General features: G+C 62.0%; 13 protein-coding genes. 4 read left to right on the top strand and 9 right to left on the bottom strand.

Annotated features, from left to right (window positions below; genetic code table 11):
* Window positions 1-110 precede the first annotated feature (110 nt).
* From J3P95_RS12625 to J3P95_RS12610, 4 genes are all read right to left on the bottom strand, one after another.
* A complete protein-coding gene (locus tag J3P95_RS12625; RefSeq protein ID WP_434576919.1) occupies window positions 111-5,228 on the bottom strand; it encodes a dermonecrotic toxin domain-containing protein in 5,118 nt (1,705 codons plus the stop codon).
* A gap of 119 nt (window positions 5,229-5,347) precedes the next feature.
* On the bottom strand, window positions 5,348-5,950 hold the full coding sequence (locus J3P95_RS12620; protein WP_434576921.1) for a LysE family translocator: 603 nt from the start codon (window positions 5,948-5,950) through the stop codon (window positions 5,348-5,350).
* 54 nt (window positions 5,951-6,004) lie between these two features.
* Complete coding sequence (locus tag J3P95_RS12615; RefSeq protein ID WP_434563560.1) at window positions 6,005-6,841, bottom strand: AraC family transcriptional regulator; 837 nt, start codon at window positions 6,839-6,841, stop codon at window positions 6,005-6,007.
* Window positions 6,842-6,935: 94 nt separating this feature from the next.
* A complete protein-coding gene (locus tag J3P95_RS12610) occupies window positions 6,936-7,361 on the bottom strand; it encodes a GlcG/HbpS family heme-binding protein (protein ID WP_434563558.1) in 426 nt (141 codons plus the stop codon).
* A 332-nt stretch (window positions 7,362-7,693) separates the two neighbouring features.
* Here J3P95_RS12610 and J3P95_RS12605 point away from each other — a divergent pair, with 332 nt between their 5' ends.
* Entirely contained in the window at window positions 7,694-8,779 is a 1,086-nt protein-coding gene (locus J3P95_RS12605) for a Rieske 2Fe-2S domain-containing protein (protein WP_434563554.1), read from the top strand.
* Window positions 8,776-9,726 (top strand): PDR/VanB family oxidoreductase, encoded by a 951-nt coding sequence (locus J3P95_RS12600; protein ID WP_434576924.1) that lies wholly within the window; start codon window positions 8,776-8,778, stop codon window positions 9,724-9,726. The genes J3P95_RS12605 and J3P95_RS12600 overlap by 4 nt, the downstream gene beginning before the upstream one ends.
* 17 nt (window positions 9,727-9,743) lie before the next feature.
* Here the strand turns inward: J3P95_RS12600 and J3P95_RS12595 are convergent, their stop codons facing one another.
* From J3P95_RS12595 to J3P95_RS12580, 4 genes are all read right to left on the bottom strand, one after another.
* Window positions 9,744-10,457 (bottom strand): GntR family transcriptional regulator, encoded by a 714-nt coding sequence (locus J3P95_RS12595; RefSeq protein ID WP_434576926.1) that lies wholly within the window; start codon window positions 10,455-10,457, stop codon window positions 9,744-9,746.
* Between the two features lie 87 nt (window positions 10,458-10,544).
* Entirely contained in the window at window positions 10,545-12,422 is a 1,878-nt protein-coding gene (locus J3P95_RS12590; protein WP_434576928.1) for a feruloyl-CoA synthase, read from the bottom strand.
* 146 nt (window positions 12,423-12,568) lie between these two features.
* The gene (locus J3P95_RS12585; protein ID WP_434576930.1) at window positions 12,569-14,017 is read right to left on the bottom strand and encodes an aldehyde dehydrogenase; all 1,449 of its coding nucleotides are present in this window, start codon (window positions 14,015-14,017) and stop codon (window positions 12,569-12,571) included.
* Between the two features lie 105 nt (window positions 14,018-14,122).
* Window positions 14,123-14,953 carry a p-hydroxycinnamoyl CoA hydratase/lyase gene (locus J3P95_RS12580; protein WP_010567568.1) on the bottom strand — a complete coding sequence of 277 codons (831 nt, stop codon included), beginning with the start codon at window positions 14,951-14,953 and terminating at the stop codon, window positions 14,123-14,125.
* A 214-nt stretch (window positions 14,954-15,167) separates the two neighbouring features.
* Here J3P95_RS12580 and J3P95_RS12575 point away from each other — a divergent pair, with 214 nt between their 5' ends.
* Window positions 15,168-15,656, top strand: a complete 489-nt coding sequence (locus J3P95_RS12575) for a MarR family winged helix-turn-helix transcriptional regulator (protein ID WP_434563544.1) — start codon at window positions 15,168-15,170, stop codon at window positions 15,654-15,656.
* Between the two features lie 178 nt (window positions 15,657-15,834).
* On the opposite strand, the gene J3P95_RS12570 is transcribed toward J3P95_RS12575, so the two are convergent.
* Window positions 15,835-17,142, bottom strand: a complete 1,308-nt coding sequence (locus tag J3P95_RS12570) for an OprD family porin (RefSeq protein WP_434576934.1) — start codon at window positions 17,140-17,142, stop codon at window positions 15,835-15,837.
* 312 nt (window positions 17,143-17,454) lie between these two features.
* Here J3P95_RS12570 and mhpT point away from each other — a divergent pair, with 312 nt between their 5' ends.
* Window positions 17,455-18,681, top strand: a complete 1,227-nt coding sequence (gene mhpT, locus J3P95_RS12565; RefSeq protein WP_434576936.1) for a 3-(3-hydroxy-phenyl)propionate transporter MhpT — start codon at window positions 17,455-17,457, stop codon at window positions 18,679-18,681.
* Window positions 18,682-18,700 lie beyond the last annotated feature (19 nt).

Raw genomic sequence — 18,700 nt, 5'->3', positions numbered from 1 at the left:
TTTCACCTCCTTCCTTGGGGGCTGTTGAATTGTCAACGCCAGGCCAAGCCTGGCGCTGATGCCGACTGACGACGTCCCAACAGGACGAACGCAAGCCGGCGCGGTTTTTTTCAGGTAGTTGACCTAGGCGCCCGCACCGGCCACCAGGGGACAACCAGATCGGTCGTGATGCGACGAACCAATGCATCCACTTCACGGCTCTTGACCGAGCGGTAGATGGCCATGGTCCGTCGGAACTGGTCGTCGTTGAGGTTGACCGGCTGGCCTGCGGCCCAATCCACATCGGCCATGGGCTCGAGGCTGGACCTGCGCCAGACCGTCTGCCCATTCACCGAGACATGTTCCAAGGCACTCGGCAAATCGGCGTCCGGGTGCACCAGGTTATCCAGCAGCACCTGTGGCCACCCGGACGGGTCTACCGGCTCGCTGAAAGCGTCCACCAGATCGTTTTCAACCGTGTCCCAGATCGCCAGCCCATCGGTCCAGTCCAGGGACATCAGCCCGAGGTAGGGGCGCCAGGTCATTTCCCCGACGCGAGACGCTTGATCGTTGTTGTTGAAGCTGTCCTGGGCATCGCAAAGCCAATCGATGAAGCGCTCTTGCGTCATCAGCCCATTGCGCTGGACGGCATCGGGATACAGGGCTGTCAGAATGAGATTCCAATAGTCGTAATGCTCGTTCAGAAAACCTGCAAAAGGCACGCTTTGAGGTTCAAGCCGGGCACGCTGGACCGCAGTGAACATCATGAAGTGCACTTCCAACTCCGCGATGTCCGGCTGCTCCCTGTCCAGGATGCGTGCTTGCAAGCGACCGCGCAGAGCCCCCAATTGTTGGTCGAAGTCTGCAAGCCGGGGCGAGAGCTCGGCATAGACGGTGCGAAAGCCCGTGTAGTGCTGGAGCACCGCGCCGGCCCTCACCCGGTCGTTGTAGGCAAGTCCAATATCGGCGCGGCTATTGGCTTCGGTCATCGCGGTGGAGAACCAATCGATGAAACGCCGGTTGCCGGCATCGTCGCGAGCCGCCTCCAGAGAACGTTGGAAGGAAGGAAAGCTGTCCAGCCAGGCATCGACCGTGTAGCGAAAAGCTTCCGGCTTGAATACCCGAAGCCCTTGGATCTGCGCACTGGGCAGCGGATTATCATGAAGCAGCAGTACCAGGTCGTCAGGTTTTGGCCGGGCGCCAAGCGCGGGAAGTAGCTCGTCCTGAATGTCGTTGATGCGGTTACCCTTGAGGTCAAGAAAAGCATGCTCGGAAGGATTGGCAAGCACGGCCAATGCCAGGACCGGCACCTTGTCGAGTCCGGCATTGGCCAGTTCCAATTCCCGAAGTTGCGTCAGTTCCGGCAGGTTGGGGAGATAGGTGCAGTTATTGCCGCTCAAGCGCAACCCTTTCAACGACGTGGCCGTGCGCAGGAAGGCGCTGCCCGCCTCATCCAGGCGCAGGCCACAATTCACCAGATCCAATGAGTGCAATCCGGGCAAGGCAGTAAGGGCCGCCAATTCCTGAGGGGTGAAATGCAGGTTGTCGTTCCAAACCACCTCGCGCAGGGAAGGCAGCTCGGCCAGGCGATTGATGGCGGCGATCATCGCGGCGCTGGTCGACGGTGCTGCGTCACTGCTGATGCCGGACAGGTTCATGGCGCGTAAATGAGTCGCCGAATCGGCGCCCAGCAAAGGGGCAAACACGTCGGCGGTGATGGCAAGGGGATTGTGGCCCAATGACAGCTCCATCAACCCGCGCAGCTCGCCCACTGCCACGGGAATCGCCTTGAGGTGGTTATCGTGCAGACGCAGCGTATCGAGGTTGGGGAACAGCCGGAGGAAATCCGAAGGATCTTCGTCCAGGCTCAAGTCCACCAGCGTCAGCTCTTCAATGTGATCGAAATTCGCGTTGATGGGAGGAAGCCGGCCGATGTCATGCCCCACCAATTGCAAGCTTATCTCGCCGCCCTCCCGGTGTGGGTCGGTTGCGCGCCGCCAGGCACGGCGAATTTCCTCTGCCACGGCGTTGCGCTGGCGGGCTCGCGCCTCGGTGTCATAGAGATTTTCAACAGAATGATGGGCTTCATCATGAACCGCCCATTGATGCAATCCTTCGTCAAGCGCTGTCCACTGGGCCTCCAGCCCGCCGAGCAAGTCTTCCAGGCTGATCCCCTCGCGCCGCGCCTGCTCGGCCAAAGTCAGCCGAAGCCGCGCCAAGGCAATACCTGCATGATTGGGATACAGCTGCTCGAGTCGATGATCCAAGCCCCCGCGCCATTCCTGTAGCGCAAGCCGTCCGCGTCCGCTAAGCGGGTAACCCAAGCGTCCGTTCAGCCACTGGGGACGCGCACCGTCATTGCCGATGCCTTTCATCGACAGAAAGGATCGCAGTCCCTGCCGGTCACCCATGGCCTGGGCAAATAGCTGAGCCCGAAGCGTGTCCGCTTCCCAGATATTCAAGCCCAGGGCCTGGCGCGCGTCGTCCGGCATGGCTCTCAGCAAGGCCTCCTCCAGCGCCAGGGGGCCAGCCAGCTCTTCACCATATTCGTCAAACGGGCGGTATTTATCGTCCTCCTGGCGAATGACCTTGATGGGGCCTTCTGCTTCCACTTCGATTGGCCCTCTCAGCTCCCGTGACCATAGGCGCAAATGCAGCCGACCTTGGGCCTGCGGCGAGCGGCCGAGCAGCCCCATGACAATGCGATCACGATCACCGCTGCTTTCACCGCGTTCCAAGGCATGCAACGCACGGCTCAGGCGCAGCTCACGCAAGGCTTCAGCACAGCGTTGACCCAGCCCTTGCGTCACTCGTCCGTCGAGCAAGCGCAGGCGATCCTGGCCGGTGGTCTCTCGAGCAAGCTCATTGGCGATGGATTCCGGTAAGCCCGGAAAGGCTCGGCGCACCGGCGCGGCCAAAGGATCGAGCACGGTGGGCCGGCGCATGCCCTTGGTCACCCGCGCGGCGTTGCGCTCCAGTAGCTCGGCCCAGCGTTGGGCCAGCAGACGACTGCGTTCAGCCGGACGCAAGCCGAAGCTGCTTTGCCCGAGGATCGCGGTCTGCTCGTCCGTGCCCAGGTTGGCGAGGACGTAAGACGCCCAGGCATCGTGCTCCAGATCAGCCTTGCTCAGCCGAATAAAACGTGTATTGGCCTTATTCCCCACGGGATAAAGCGTCACTTCGTCGTGATAGCGCAGCGACAATTTCTTCGGCCAGCCTGGCAGGTCAACCAGTGTCTGGACGATCCGAAAATGCTTGCCACCCGGCGCCTCATCACGACGCAGACGCTCGATGGTATGCCGCAGCCACTGCCAGTTGCGTGCCTCATCCAGGGCGTCGGCGAATATCGCCGGCAACGGCTGTCCCTCGACTTGCAGATAGCGCAGATGTGCCTCGCTGATTCCGACCTGACGCTGCAGCGCAAGAATCGTCACGTCATCGAGTTCGCCAGGCGTCTCGGCGAAGGACCGCAACAGCTCCAGGTTTCCCCACTGCATCGGGTCACGATGCGCCCATTGCCAACCGCGGGCACGGCTCCATGCCAGCGGTGGCCTGACGCCGCGATGCCCGACGGGCAAGCTCAGGTCCAAAGCATCGCCAGTGCCTTGGACTTCGAAGTATCGATCGTCGATTCGCACCCAGGCCTTGTCGGTTGTTCGCCAGACACCCCAGGCATCCTGCTGGGCCTCCACGGGCGGCAATCGTCGCGCCTGGAAAGGCGTGACATCGCCATTCCACAAGCGCGTGCTGCCGTCGTGAACTTGCATGGGCTCAATGGCGCCGCCGATAAACCCCAGGTAGGCACCTTGAGCGATTCCGAACAATACGTTGAAGATATGCTCGATGCCTTCCTGGGCTTGCCCTTGATTGAAGGCCTGGATGCCCTCGAAGATTTCGTACACGAGGCGCACGCCGCCTACCGCCGCTGCCGTCATGCCAATGGGCGCACAGAATGGAAAGATGGTGGCGGCGACCATTAACGCTTGCTCGACCAGGTTCTCCCAATAGGCAAGGCGAGCCAACTGCGCCCGCCAGTCCAGATACCGGGTCGGGACCATCAGCGCAGCAGCGTTGTCCAGGGCTTGGCCGCGCCATTCGTTGTAGCAAGCAGTCCAGGGTTCTATACGAAGATCACCCATTCCCCAGGCAACCTTGGGCATCGGTATCCGGATGCGGTGACGGTTGCCATCCTCGCCCCGCTCCCCGTCGCGCCAGCCGGTGATCCTGGCGTAGAGCTCCTGGATCACGTTAGGGTTGTCGTCCACCCGCCACTCCACCTGATCATGGAGAGCTGTTCCGAGCAAGGCCTGTAGACGCAACGGAAAATACTCCATCAGGCGCTCGCGATAGCGGCGTCTGCGTACCCGCTCAGTAAGTTCGGCGGACATGGCTTGCAGGCTGGCAAACTGCTTGAGGGGCGCCACTTCATCGTTGGGAATGTGCAGGACAATCGGCCGCACGCCGCTGGCGTCCCCTTGCACGCCCCAAAACACCCGCGCGCCAAACAGCGGCACCGACAGCAGCTCCAGGGACTTGACCTCGCAGGCCAGGGGGACGACGGGCCGCTCTTCAAGTTGGATGCCAACGTGAGCCAGCAATCGCGCGCCGGTTTCATCAAGGCGCCCGTCCAGTTTCGCCTCGTAGGCATCATGAGTCAGCTGGCTGCGTGCATACGCCATGTAGGCGTTCGCAATAGCGGGAATTTCGCTCCCGATGCGCGGCAGCGTCCCTTCCAACAATTGGCGGTAAGCCCCGCCTACGTCCACTCGGCGACACAGCCGCGCGAATTCGGCAGGGCTCATGGGTAAAGGCGCAGTGTCCGACGGCGCGCCCCATTGGGTGAATTCCTGCGGCCGTCCCTGAATGAAAAGCTCGCCCTTGGTATCGAACTCACCGCCGATGACCGCATCGACGGGGGGATAATTGCCCATGGCCGCCTTGATCACCGACAACGTGGGATCAATAACGTAGGGCCCGCGCCTGACCCTCGCACGGCGTATCGCATCCGCGTTGTCGCCGACGCCGTTTATAGGACGCCAAGCCTGTATTTGTGGCTCGGCCTGCAGCCGTTCACTGGCGAAGGTTTCCGGTGCAGGCAGGTCGACCAGCAGCGCATTGAGCGCATCGCTGTCGCGCTGCAATTGCTGGACAAGGACCTTGAAACGCTTCTGCTCCGCACGGGAGGCTCGCTTCAACCAGGCTGGCAGCCTGGCCTGGATAAACTCGATATGGGTAGTTTGAATGGACATGACAGACCTCCTTCCTTGGGGTCGATTTAGCGTTCGAAATTTTGAGCACGCTCAGCTCAGGTGCGTGGGATGCTCTCGAAAACGATCACTTTTTGAAACCGTCGAACCGTTGCAAGGGGTTACACCACCAACGTCAACCACGCCGACACCAGCAACAACAACGCCATGATCCGGTTGAAGCGCCCCATCGCCACGGCGGAGCGGCAGAACCTTGCGGCGCCCCGCCCCAAGTAAGCCCAGGCGGTCATGCACGGAATGGAAATCGCGAAGAACGCCAGGGACAGCCAGAGCACCCGCACGGTACGGTCCGCCTCGGCACCGGCGAATACGCTGACCACCGCCAGCGCCATCATCCAGGTCTTCGGGTTTACCAATTGCAAACCGGCCGCTCCCGCCAGCCCAAGCCGTGGACCTTCCGCCGGTCGGTCCGGATCGATGGCCTCGGCCGGCGCGCTGAAGATCTGCCAGGCCATCCAGCTCAGCCAGGCGATGCCGGCCCAGGACAGGACCGTTTGAATCGTCGCGTGCCGTGCCAGCACATCGCCAAGTCCGGTGCCCACCAATAACACCAGCAGCGCCGCCGCTGCGCAGGCGCCGAGGATGATCGGCCATGTGGTCGCCAGGCCGTAGCGCGAGCTGTGGCTCAGCACCAGGATGTTGGTCGGGCCCGGAGTGATGGAAGCGACAAAGGCAAACAAGGCAAACGGCAGCAACTGGTCCATGAAGCAACTTCCCGGTAGATGATCGTGAAGCTGATCATCCCGACACGGCCGGGCTCAGTCTGGAACAATTGAGCAGCGCTTTCGATAATCCGCCGGGCTCAAGCGATAGGCGCGCTGGAACCAGCGGCCCAGGTGACTCTGATCGGCAAAGCCGAGCATGGCCGCCACGGTCGCGGCGCTTTCACCGCTGGCGAGCAAGCGTCGCGCCCGGGCCAGGCGCAGCTGGATCAGATACGCATGGGGCGCCAGGCCGAAGGCCGCCTTGAACGCACGGCTCAAGCGAAAACGATCCACGCCTGCGACCCGCGCCAAATCGTCCAGGCCGATGTCATCGCTCAAGTGACTGTGTAAGTAATCGCGGGCTTGCTGCGCAACCAATGGCAGGCGTGGATCGGGATTGATGCGAGCCCGCCAGTGCAGGTGTTGGGTCAGGTTCGACAGCAGCGTGTCGAGGGCAGTCTGGCGGACGATAAGAATCTCTTGCCCATGCAGGCTCTGGAAGGCCGTGGCCGTGGCCCGTGCCAATCGTGCGTCATCGTTGAGGGTGGCGGCAAAGCCCAACTGGGCATTGTCCGGCGCTTCTTCGAAGAGGGAACGCAGCTCGCGCTCCAGCCAATGCGGCTCCAGGTACAGTGTGCGGTAGGTAAAACCGTTTTCATGAGGCGCATTGCCGTCATGCAATTCCCCGGGTTCCAGCAGGAACACCTTGCCCGGCGTGCTGTTGTGTTGCTGTTGACGGCAGTGAAACTGTTGCACGCCCTGCTCCGTCACGCCCACCAGGTAGGCATCGTGCCAGTGCGGATCGTACGCGTGGCCCTCGAAATGCGCGCGCACCGTCTCGATGCCGGACGTGGCGTCCTGCTTGAGATCGATCCAGTTGCGCGCTGTCATGGGCTGCCTCGTTCACTTATCCGCTTGGGGAGATTAAACGCTGCAGACGAATCAGTCTGGAAGATTTGTGCAGCGTTTATTGGAGCTCCTTGCGTCAGGCATCTGGGGTTATCATCGGCAATACGGTCTCCACCGCCAACCGCGCCAGTTCCGCATCCTCCTCGGCCTTCACGCCGGACACCCCGATGGCACCGATGCACTGGCCGTCGTGGCGGATCGTCACGCCGCCTTCGAGCATACCCTGCAGGTGCGGAGCGCTCAGGAAGGCGATACGCCCCCCGTTGATCATGTCCTCGAAGACCTTGCTGTCACGCCGGCCCATGGCGGCGGTGCGAGCTTTTTCGGTGGCGATGTAGCTCGACAATGGCGAGGCGCCGTCCAGGCGCAACAGCCCCAGGGGATGCCCGCCGTCGTCCACCACGCAGACCGAAACGGCCCATTGGCGCTGATGCGCCAGTTCCTTGGCCGCTACCAGAAGCTGAGCGACGTCCTGTTCCGTGAGTACCGCTTTGGTTTTCATGAATCACTCCGTATTTATGGGACAAGGGCTCGCCAGCAGAGCTTCTTGCGCACCGCGAAGGCGATAGCCGTGCCGAAGTATTGTTCTTCGACGAAGTTTGGGCCAACAAATTCGAAATCCTTGACCTGAGGACGCATGAGCAGGCTTGCGCCGACCCTGATCACTGCGCCTGCCTTGCAGGCGCGAATGACGAAAGCCTATGCATTTCTTATTTATGGATCCATTAATAAAGCCAATCGTCCGCAAGACCACCAAAAACGTTGACAAGTAAATTGATTAAGAGAGTTAATGGATCCACAGATAAAAATAAAACCAGCCTGGAGATCCCTCCCATGTACCCCAAAAACACCTGGTACGTTGCCTGCACCCCCGATGAGATTGCCGATAAGCCGTTGGGTCGGCAGATCTGTGGCGAGAAAATCGTCTTCTACCGCGGACATGCAGGCAAAGTCGCCGCCGTCGAGGATTTTTGCCCCCACCGTGGCGCCCCGCTCTCGCTGGGTTATGTCGAAAACGGCAATCTGGTGTGTGGCTACCATGGATTGGTCATGGGAGGTGACGGCAAAACCGTCGAGATGCCCGGCCAGCGGGTACGTGGATTTCCTTGCAACAAGACCTTTGCCGTTGAGGAACGCCATGGGTTTATCTGGGTCTGGCCCGGTGAACAGGCGCTGGCGGACCCGTCGCTGATTCCTCATCTGGAGTGGGCCCAGAGCGCTGAGTGGGCGTATGGCGGCGGCCTGTTCCATATCCACTGCGATTATCGCCTGATGATCGACAACCTGATGGACCTGACCCACGAGACCTATGTACATGCCTCGAGCATCGGCCAGAAGGAAATCGACGAGGCGCCGCCCGTGACCACAGTCGAGGGTGATGAAGTGGTCACCGCCCGCCACATGGAAAACATCATGGCCCCGCCGTTCTGGCGCATGGCGCTGCGTGGCAACAACCTGGCCGACGATGTGCCGGTGGACCGCTGGCAGATCTGTCGCTTCACCCCTCCCAGCCATGTACTGATCGAAGTCGGCGTGGCCCACGCGGGCCATGGCGGTTATCACGCCGCGCCACAGTTCAAGGCATCAAGCATTGTGGTGGACTTCATCACGCCGGAAACCGAGACCTCCATCTGGTATTTCTGGGGCATGGCCCGGCACTTCCAGCCCCAGGACGACGCATTGACCGCGAGCATTCGCGAAGGCCAGGGCAAGATTTTCAGCGAAGACCTGGAGATGCTCGAACGCCAGCAACGCAACCTGCTGGACCATCCGCAACGCAACTTGCTCAAGCTCAACATTGACGCCGGCGGCGTGCAGTCGCGTCGGGTCCTGGAACGCTGGATCGCCCGGGAGCGTGAGCAGCAGGCGGCGTTGATCGCCACGACCCAGCAACCGCAACACGCGGAGCAACGGCCATGATCGAAGTCCAGGTCGCCGCACGGCACGATGAAGCCCTCGACATTTGCAGTTATGAGCTGACGCGTGTCGACGGCCAGCCACTCCCACCGTTCACTGCCGGCGCTCACATCGACGTGCATCTGCCCGATGGGCTGATCCGCCAATATTCGCTGTGCAACCACCCGGAGGAACGGCATCGCTACCTCATCGGCGTGCTCAAGGATCCCTCGTCACGTGGAGGCTCACGCCGTTTGCATGAACAGATCCAGCCGGGAACCCGATTGCTGATCAGCGAACCGCGCAACCTGTTCGCCCTCGCCCCGCAGGCCCGGCGCAGCCTGCTGTTTGCTGGAGGCATCGGCATCACGCCGATCCTGTGCATGGCCGAGCACCTGGCCCAGGGCGGCGCAGTGTTCGAATTGCATTACTGCGCGCGGTCCAAGCAGCGTGCGGCTTTCGTTGAGCGCTTGCAGCAGTCGCCTTATGCCGACCGGGTTTTCCTGCACTTCGACGAAGAGCCCGCCACGGCATTGGACGCCGCGCGGGTATTGGCCTCGCCCAGTGCCGACCTGCACCTCTATGTGTGTGGTCCCGGTGGTTTCATGCAGCACGTCCTCGACACCGCCAAGGCCCAAGGCTGGCAAGAGCCCAACCTGCACCGGGAGTACTTCGCCGCCGCGCCGACGGACACCACGGCCGATGGCAGCTTCTCGGTGAAACTGGCTCGCAGCGGCCTCGTGTTCGAGGTGCCGGCGGACCGCAGCGTGGTGCAGGTGTTGGAAAGCCATGGCGTCGAGGTTCCGATCTCGTGCGAGCAAGGCGTCTGCGGTACTTGCCTGACCCGCGTGCTGGAAGGCGTGCCGGAACACCGTGACATGTTCCTGACCGAGGCCGAGCAGGCACTCAATGATCAATTCACGCCGTGCTGTTCAAGGTCGCGGACGCCGTTGTTGGTGCTGGATCTCTAACCACCACGATGGGCACATCATTCTGAGCGAAGGATCACCTTCATCCGCTCATCCGCCAACGCCGAGCCGAATACCTCGGCGTAACGCAAAGTCGCGTTGGCATGCTCGCGCATGATCGCTTCGGCGCGGGCACCCTGGCGGCTGACGAGCGCGTCGAACACCGAGTGATGCTGCATGTGGGCGTAATTGAAGCGGCGGAACTCGCCGGCCATGTTCTGGCGATCCACCGCCAGGGCGGTCACTGACGCGAATGGCAGGTGGTCATTGCGCGCCAGGGCATCGGCGATGGCCGGGTTGTGGCTGCCTTCAACGATGACTTGATGAAAACGCATGTTGAGGTCGTGGTAGACCTCCAGGTCTTCTTCGGTCACGTAGCCTTTGTCGAACAGCTCGTCGCCCTGTACCAGGCACCGTTCAAGCGTGCGACGGGCGTCGTCGGACAGCCCCCGCTCGGCCGTTTGCCGGGCGGCGAGGCCTTCGAGCACGCCACGCACTTCCACTGCCCCGGCGATTTCCTCGGCACTGACCGAACGCACCTGGAAACCGCGCCCGCCAAAACGCACCAGCAACCCTTCCTGCTCCAGGGTGCGAAACGCCATGCGCACCGGCATCCGTGAGACGCCGAACAATTGCGCGGTGGGAATTTCCATCAGTCGCTCGCCCGCCGCCAGCTCGCCAGAGGCGATCATGCGACGCAATGCGACCAGGACCGTTTGGCCGGGCTTGCTCATCCAGGTGATTCCAGAGAAGAGAGAGCCGCCATAGTAATTGCAATCAATTGTGGGAGCGAGCGTACTCGCGCCCACAAGGTGGCAGTGTCAGCCGACCGGTCCGGCGCGCAGGATCGTCGGGTCCTCGCCCCGGTACAGCGCCTCGACCTTCGCCGCGCGCCATTGCAACACCGCCCGCTGATTGATTGAGCCCTTGTCGGTGATTTCCCCTCGGTCGATGGACGCGGGTTCATCCAGCAGCGCGATCCATTCGACGCGACTGGCGTTGCCGTTGGCTTCGCGGTTCAGGCGGCGCAGCCAATCGGCGAACCACTGGCGCACCGGCGCGCTGGCCAGCACTTCAGCGTCACTGGCGTCCAGCCCAAGGCCCGACAGGCGCCGGCATTCATGCAGGCGTGGCAGTACCAATGCGCCCAGGCACGGACGATCCGGTGCCGTCACCACCAGGTCTTGCACATATGGCGTGCCTTCCAGCACCGCCCTGTTGCGCAACGGCCCGACACTGACGAACACCCCGGAGGACAATTTGAAATCCTCGGCAATCCGCCCATCGAACATCAGCCCCAGCTGTGGGTTGGAGGGGTCGGCGAGTTTAATGGCATCACCCGAGCAGTAGAAGCCATCCTGATCGAACACTTCGGCGGTCTGCTCTGGCGCTCGCCAGTAGCCGGGCATGATGTGCGGCCCGCGAAAGCGTCCTTCGAACTTGCCGTCCACCGGCACCATCCGCACTTCGCAACCCGGCGCCGGCAAGCCGATGTAGCCGGCCATCGACAGTGGTCCGGTGGTGAAGGTGCAGGACGGCGATGCTTCGGTCATCCCCAGCCCGGCCATCATGCGGATTCGTTCGCCACAATGCTGTTCGGCCACTTTGTCGAGTCGATCCCAGGTGCTTTGCGAAAGGCCCGCCGCGGCGAAGAAAAACAGGCTGATGCGCTTGAAGAAGCGCTCGCGTAACTCGGCATCCTGTTCCAGGGCGCTGACCAACTCTTCCCAGCCCTTGGGCACGGTCAGGTAGGCCGTCGGGGAAATTTCCTTGAGGTTGCGCAAGGTTTCAGCGAAGCCCTGCACGGTGGGTTTGCCATCGTCGAGGTAGAACGTGCCACCGTTGTACAGCACGATACCGACGTTATGGCTGCCGCCGAACGTGTGATTCCACGGCAGCCAGTCCACCAGCACCGGCGGCTCTTCGCCGAATACCGGGAAGGTCTGCAACAACATCTGCTGGTTGGCGCAAAGCATGCGCTGAGTGGTGATGACCGCTTTGGGCAGTTTGGTGGAACCAGACGTGAACAGGAACTTGGCGATACTGTCCGGGCCGGTGGCGGCGAAGGCACGCTCGGCTTCGATGCCGCCCGGCGCTGCCAGCAGGCTGGCGAAGCTTGTCCGCCCGCGCCCCGCCATCTCGCCGCGTACCGTGATCAATGGGATGTCCCTCGGCAACACGGCATTGACCGCCCGCTCAAACGGCGCCGCGTCGCTGACGAACACCAGCCCCGGTTGCAGCACGTCGCAGACATGCCGCAGCTTGGCGAAATCCTGGGACAACAGCGAGTAGGCCGGCGACACCGGGCAGTAAGGAATACCGGCGTACATGGCCCCCAACGCCATCTGCAGGTGCTCGATGTCGTTGCCCGACAGCAACGCCAAGGGTTTTTCCGCCGACAACCCGTACGCCAGCAGGCCTTGGGCGATGGCTCGCACGCTGTCGAGCATTTGTGCATAGCTGACGTGACGCCACTCACCCTTGTCTTCGCGGGCGGCAATGAACGTCTGGTCTGGCCGTACCTGCGCCCAGTGCACCAGGCGATCGAGCAAACGCGCCGGCAACGGAGCCAGCGGTTCCAGGGAGCGCATGTGCACAATGCCCTGCTCTTCGCGCACTTCAACAGCTGGATGGCCAATCGACACCTGGCGATAACGCACAGGCTCGGGCCGGGAGGATGATCTGAACTCGGAACTCACGGTGCATCTCCTCCATCAAGGCACGCTCGGGTCGCGCAAAACGAGCGGAGCGTGGCAGCGTGTGGCTGCGGCCTTGGAATTGTTGTTATGTCTGGCCTGCGGCGGGCGGCGGCGCTTAGCGCTTGCCGCCCGTGTTGCACTGGCTTTCAGATCGGGTAGTGTCGGGGGCCGTTCTGCATCGTCACCCAGCGCAACTGAGTGAAATGCTCGATGGACGCCTTGCCGCCGAAGCTGCCATAACCGCTGGACTTGACCCCGCCGAAAGGCATTTGCGCCTCGTCGTGCACGGTCGGGCCATTGATGTGGCAGATGCCCGACTCGATCCGCTGGGCCAGGGCCAGGGCGCGGCTGGTGTCGCGGCTAAAGATCGCCGCCGACAAGCCGAACTCGGAATCGTTGGCCAGGCGCAGCAGTTGTTCATCACCCTCGCCGCGCAGCAACACCGCCACCGGTCCGAAGGACTCTTCGCGGTACAGGCGCATCTGGGCGGTGACGCCATCGAGCAAGGTCGGTTGCAAAATGCTGCCATCCAACTGACCGCCCGCCAGCAGCTTCGCGCCTTTCGCCAGGGCATCGTCGATCAGTCCCTTGATGCGCTGCCCCGCGCTGGCGTCCACCAGCGAACCCAGCACCGAATCGCTCGCCGAAGGGCCGCCGGCGCGCAAGGTGGCGATCTTCGCGGTCAGTCGGCTGATAAAGGCATCGGCCACGCGGGCGTCGACGATCAGCCGCTCGGTGGACATGCAGATCTGGCCTTGGTTGAAGTAGGCGCCGAAGGCGGCCGCGTCCACCGCTGCGTCCAGATCGGCGTCGTCCAGCACCAGCAACGGCGCCTTGCCGCCCAGCTCCAGCAGTGCCGGCTTGAGGTGGCGCGCCGACAGTTCCCCAACGATGCGCCCGACATGGGTCGAGCCGGTGAAGTTGACCCGGCGCACCGCCGGGTTGGCGATCAGGCGCTCGACGATGGCCGGCGCATCCGCCGGCGCGTTGCAGATGACATTGACCACACCGTCACCCAAACCTGCGTCTTGCAGCACCTGGCCGATCAGCCGATGCACCGCCGGGCTGATTTCCGAAGCCTTGAGCACCACCGTGTTGCCGCAAGCCAAGGGCATGGCGATGGCGCGGGTGGCGAGAATCACCGGGGCGTTCCATGGCGCGATGCCCAGCACCACGCCGCAGGGCTGACGCAAGGCCATGGCGAAACTGCCGGGCACGTCCGAAGGAATAACTTCGCCATTGATCTGGGTGGTCATGGAGGCTGCTTCGCGCAGCATGTTTGCCGCCAGGTGCACGTTGAAGCCGTACCAATTGGCCATGGCACCGGTCTCGCCGGCGGCGGCAATGAATTCGCCGCTGCGGGCCTGCAACTGCTCGGCCGCGCGGAGCAAGCGAGTGCGACGTTCGTTGGGCGCCAGCGCCGCCCAGGCGGGAAACGCCGCTTGCGCAGCCGCCACGGCGGCGTCGGCGTCTTCCAACGTGGCGGCGGCCACGCGAGACACCACTTCACCGGTCACCGGGTTGCAGCGCTCGAAGGTCCGGCCATCACGGGCGGGACACGACTGGCCGCCGATCAACAGGGGCACGTCCAGCATGTAGATGACTCCTCGTTATGATTGTTATGAGACGGAGTTTTAAGCTGCAAGCAGCAAGCCGCAAGCACAACTCGAACTGCTTCTGCTTGAAGCTTGAAGCTGCCGCTATCGCTTATAGGCTTGCAGGCCGGGCTTGATGCTCTTGTCGTCGAGGAACTGTTTCATGCCCTGCTCGCGACCACCTTCGGTGTCGAGCAAACGCGACTGGTCCAGCTTGGCGTAGAGGTAATCCTCGTTTTGCTCCCAGGTCAGTTCGCGGCAGCGCTTGAAGCCATGCTTGGCCGCGCGCAGCACCACGGGGTTTTTCTCCAGGAGGTTGCGCGCCAGCTCAATGGTGACTTCGCGCAGCTGCGCCAACGGCACGCTTTCATTGACCAGGCCCATTTCGGCGGCTTTCTGCCCACCAAAAGTCTTGCCGGTCATGATGTAGTACAACGACTGGCGATGCCCCACGGTGTCGGCCATCGCCTTGCTGACCAGGTTTCCAGGCGGAATGCCCCAATTGATTTCCGACAGGCCGAACGTCGCCTCGTCGGCGCAGATCGCCAGGTCGCACGCCACCAGCGGACTGAAGCCGCCGCCGAAGCACCAGCCGTTGACCATCGCGATGGTAGGCTTGGCGTACATGCGCAGGAGTTTCCACTGCCATTGCGAGGCTTCGCGACGGATCTTCTCCTGAAGGATTTCCGGCCCGGCGTCCACTTCGCGAAAATATTCCTTGAGGTCCATGCCGGCGGTCCACGCTTCACCCGCGCCAGTCAGCACCAGTACGCCAGCGGCCGGGTCCTGTTCCAAGGTCTCCAGCACATCGATCATCTCGCGGTTGAGGGTCGGGCTCATGGCATTGCGTTTTTCCGGGCGATTGAGGATGACCCAGGCAATGCCTTCCTCGATCTCGACCTTGACCGTTGTCCAGCGTCCTTCGTAATTGCTCATGGCGCGTGCTCTCTTGTTCTTGGCTGAAGATGGACAAAAACTAACCTTGAATATTAGTTATGTCAATTAACTATTAATCGATTTACCTGTGATTTTTCGACCGTTTGAGTGAGCACGCGAATCAGAAAAAATCCATACGACCGTAGCCACCGCGCGGCAACCTCGGCAAACTGGATAGCCTTGTTAATCACTGACCTTGAGGATGCACCTTTCGATGGCCAAGTCTTCCAAGCTTGCCGAACCCGCCTCCGAGGCCCTGGCCGACGGTAGCGACACGCAGGCGCCGATGGACTCCGCGCTGGATGACCTGATTGGTTATGCCCTGCGCCGCGCCCAGTTGAAATTGTTCCAGAACCTGATCGGCCGGCTCGCCGTCCACGACCTGCGGCCCGCGCAGTTCTCCGCCCTGGCGGTCATCGACCAGAACCCGGGCTTGATGCAGGCGGACCTGGCCAAGGCATTGGCCATCGAGCCGCCGCAAGTGGTGCCGCTGTTGAATAAACTCGAAAGCCGCGCCTTGGCCGTGCGGGTGCGCTGCAAGCCGGACAAGCGCTCCTACGGGATTTTCCTGAGCAAGACCGGCGAAACGCTGCTCAAGGAGCTCAAGCAGATCGCCGCCCAGAGTGACCTCGATTCCACCGCTGCGCTCAACGGTACCGAGCGGGAAGAGCTGCTGCGGTTGTTGAAGAAGGTTTACCAGTAGAAGAACACCGCTCCCCCTGTGGCGAGGGAGCTTGCTCCCGCTGGGTTGCGCAGCGACCCCAATGCAGTCCACTCGGTCAGCCTGCTGCCCTGCGTTCAATAGCTTGGGACTGCTCCGCAGTCCAGCGGGAGCAAGCTCCCTCGCCACAAAAGCTCTTTCACAGGAAGTCTTCGCCAAGTCACCAGATCGGCACGCTGTACGTCACCAGGAAACGGGTCTGGTTCTCGTCGCGAAACGCCGCCGTGCCCGGAAAGTCGTTGCGATAGATCGATTTGCGCGCCAGCAAGCCAACATTTTTCAGCGGACCACTCTGGATCACATAGCCCAGTTCCATCTGGAATTCGCGTTCCTTGCGATCCTCAGCATTGAGGGCGGCGAGCTCGATATTATCGCCGCGCACATAACGCAATCGGGTCCGCAGCCCGGGCACGCCAACGGCGGCGAAGTCATAGTCATGGATCGCCTGCCAAGTGCGTTCCTTGGCATTGAGAAAGTCCGAACTCATGGTCATTTCGCTCAAGCCCATCAACTCGGTGCCAGACACGTAAGGCGTCGCCGTGTCGCCGCTGGAGTGCATGTAACCCAGGCTGACTCGGTGCCCGCCGAGGCGATAGCCGACCAAGGCCGAGACGTTGCGGTTATCCACCTTGCCGGCCTTGGCGGCGCCCTCTTCGTCGCTGAAGAAACTGCGCAAGTCAGTGGTCAGCACGCCATCGCCGAGGGGCAGGTTGTGCAGCAACGCGAGGGTGTTCTGCTGGTATAAATCCGCCACTTCGGCGTGGTAGGCGCGCAGGCTGAGGTCTTTGTTGACCTGATAATCGCCGCCGACGTAAGCCAGGTGAGACGAGGTTGCCGAGCCATTGAAACGGCGATTGGGCGAGGCGATGGTCATCGGCTGGTAATCGGTGGAATCGCGCCGGGCGATGCGATCGATGTAGCCGGTATTGAGCGTCAAACCGTCGATGTCCTTGGAGCTGAGTGTCGTCCCACGAAACGTCTGGGGCAGCAGACGCGACGGGCTGGCGAAGGCAAACGGCAGGAAAATCGACACGTCGCCGGTCTTCACGGTCGTTTGCCCGAAACGCAGCTTGCCGGTCAGGCCCAAGCGGGAATATTCATCCGCCGCGCGCTTGTCGCTGCTGGACACGGGCAACAGTTCGGTGCCGCTGCGATCCGGTGACGAGTCGAGCTTGATCCCCAGCAATCCTCTCACGTCCAGGCCAAACCCGACCGTCCCCGGAGTGAACCCCGACTCCACGTTCATGAAGACACCCTGGGCCCATTCCCGCGCGGCAGTCTTGGCGCCGTCGTCCTTGTAGTCGCGATCCATGTAGTAATTGCGCAGGGTCAGCGTGCCGTGGCTATCGTCGATGAAGCCTTCGGCCAGCGATACGCTGCAAAAAAGGCCCAGCCCGGCGCCGGCCAACCAATGAATGACGGGGAAAACTGAGCCCGCCGCGTGGGCGTCCCTTATGAGCTCTGGCATGTTCGATGTCCGCTTCTTGTTGTTGTTTTCGATCGAGGCAGCCCCGGATGATGGGGCGGTGCGGACAGAGAATGGAAACGGCGCGGGTCGTTCGTCAATCCAGAGTGACCGATAATCGAACGTTAATATCATTAACTAAAATTGCCGCAGGCCGCGTCACCTGCGTCAATTTATTGATTTGAAATAGAAAACAGGCGTTTTTGCCTGTTCGTTTCGTGCGATTCATTTTTTAGTTAGCTTTGTTAATCTAATCCTGCGCTGACGGTTTCCTGTCATACCGCAGCCCCGACAACAACAATAAGAGGATTTGCCATGAACCGTCCGCCGCGTCGTGCGACGTTGACCATCGCTTTGTGTTTCATCGTCGCGTTGATCGAAGGGTTTGATCTTCAGTCCGCCGGCACCGCCGCTGCCGGATTGCGCCAGACGTTTAGCCTGGGCCCAAAGATGATGGGCTGGGTCTTTAGCGCCGGCATCATCGGCCTGCTACCGGGTGCGTTCTTCGGCGGCTGGATCGCCGATCGCATCGGACGCAAGAAAATCCTCGTCGCCGCCGTCCTGCTGTTCGGTGTGTTCTCCCTTGGCACCGCTTATGTCGAACAGTATTCCACTTTGCTGTTAGTGCGCTTCATGACCGGCCTCGGCCTCGGAGCCGCCCTGCCCAACCTCATCGCCTTGTGCGCCGAGGCGGTGGGCGAACAACGACGCGGCACGGCCATCAGCGTGATGTACGCCGGCGTTCCGCTGGGCGGCGCACTGGCGGCAGTGGTTGCGATGACGTTCGGCGAGCACTGGCAGATGACCTTCTTCATCGGCGGCCTGGCGCCCTTGCTGGTGGTGCCGTTGATGGTGCTGTGGCTACCGGAGTCCAGCGCGTTCAAGCAGGTCCGCGACGCTGGCGGCGAAGTCCGCGGTTCTGTTGGCCAGGCGCTGTTCGGCGAAGGGCGAGGCCTCACTACCCTGGGCCTCTGGCTGAGCTATTTCTTCACTCTGACGGTCATGTACATGTTGCTCAACTGGCTGCCGTCCCTGCTGTTGGAACAGGGCTTCAGCAAACCCCAGGCCGGCCTGGTGCAGATGTTGTTCAACATCGGCGGAGCCCTCGGCTCGTTGCTGGGGGGCGTGTTGCTGGACCGTTGCAATGGCAGCAAGGTGGTGCTGTTCGTTTACGCCGGCCTGCTGAGCGCCCTGGCCGGAGTCGGGGTGTCAGTCGGCATCGTGCCGATGGCTATTGCCGGGTTTGCCGCCGGGTTGTTCGTCATGGCGGCGCAGCTGGTCCTTTACGCCTTGGCACCGCCCTCCTACCCGACAGTCGTCCGCGCGACAGGTGTCGGTGCCGCAGTGGCCATCGGACGCCTGGGCTCGGTAGCCGGGCCTTTGGCGGCAGGGCAGATCCTTGCGGCCGGGGGTGGTACTACCGCCGTGTTGCTCGCGACTTCACCTGGGTTGGTGGTTGCGACGTTGGCTATTCTTGGCGTGATTCGGCGTTCGGCTGGGCCGCGGTTAAGAGCTACGAATCCTGTTGTGGAGAACTCCTGACCTCATGTGAATATCCGTT

Origin of the sequence: Pseudomonas sp. Z5-35 (genome assembly GCF_051131945.1) — a bacterium.
Classification (GTDB): domain Bacteria; phylum Pseudomonadota; class Gammaproteobacteria; order Pseudomonadales; family Pseudomonadaceae; genus Aquipseudomonas; species Aquipseudomonas marvdashtae.
The sequence above is the reverse complement of the archived record's forward strand: the minus strand, read 5'-3'. Positions and strand labels throughout refer to the sequence as shown.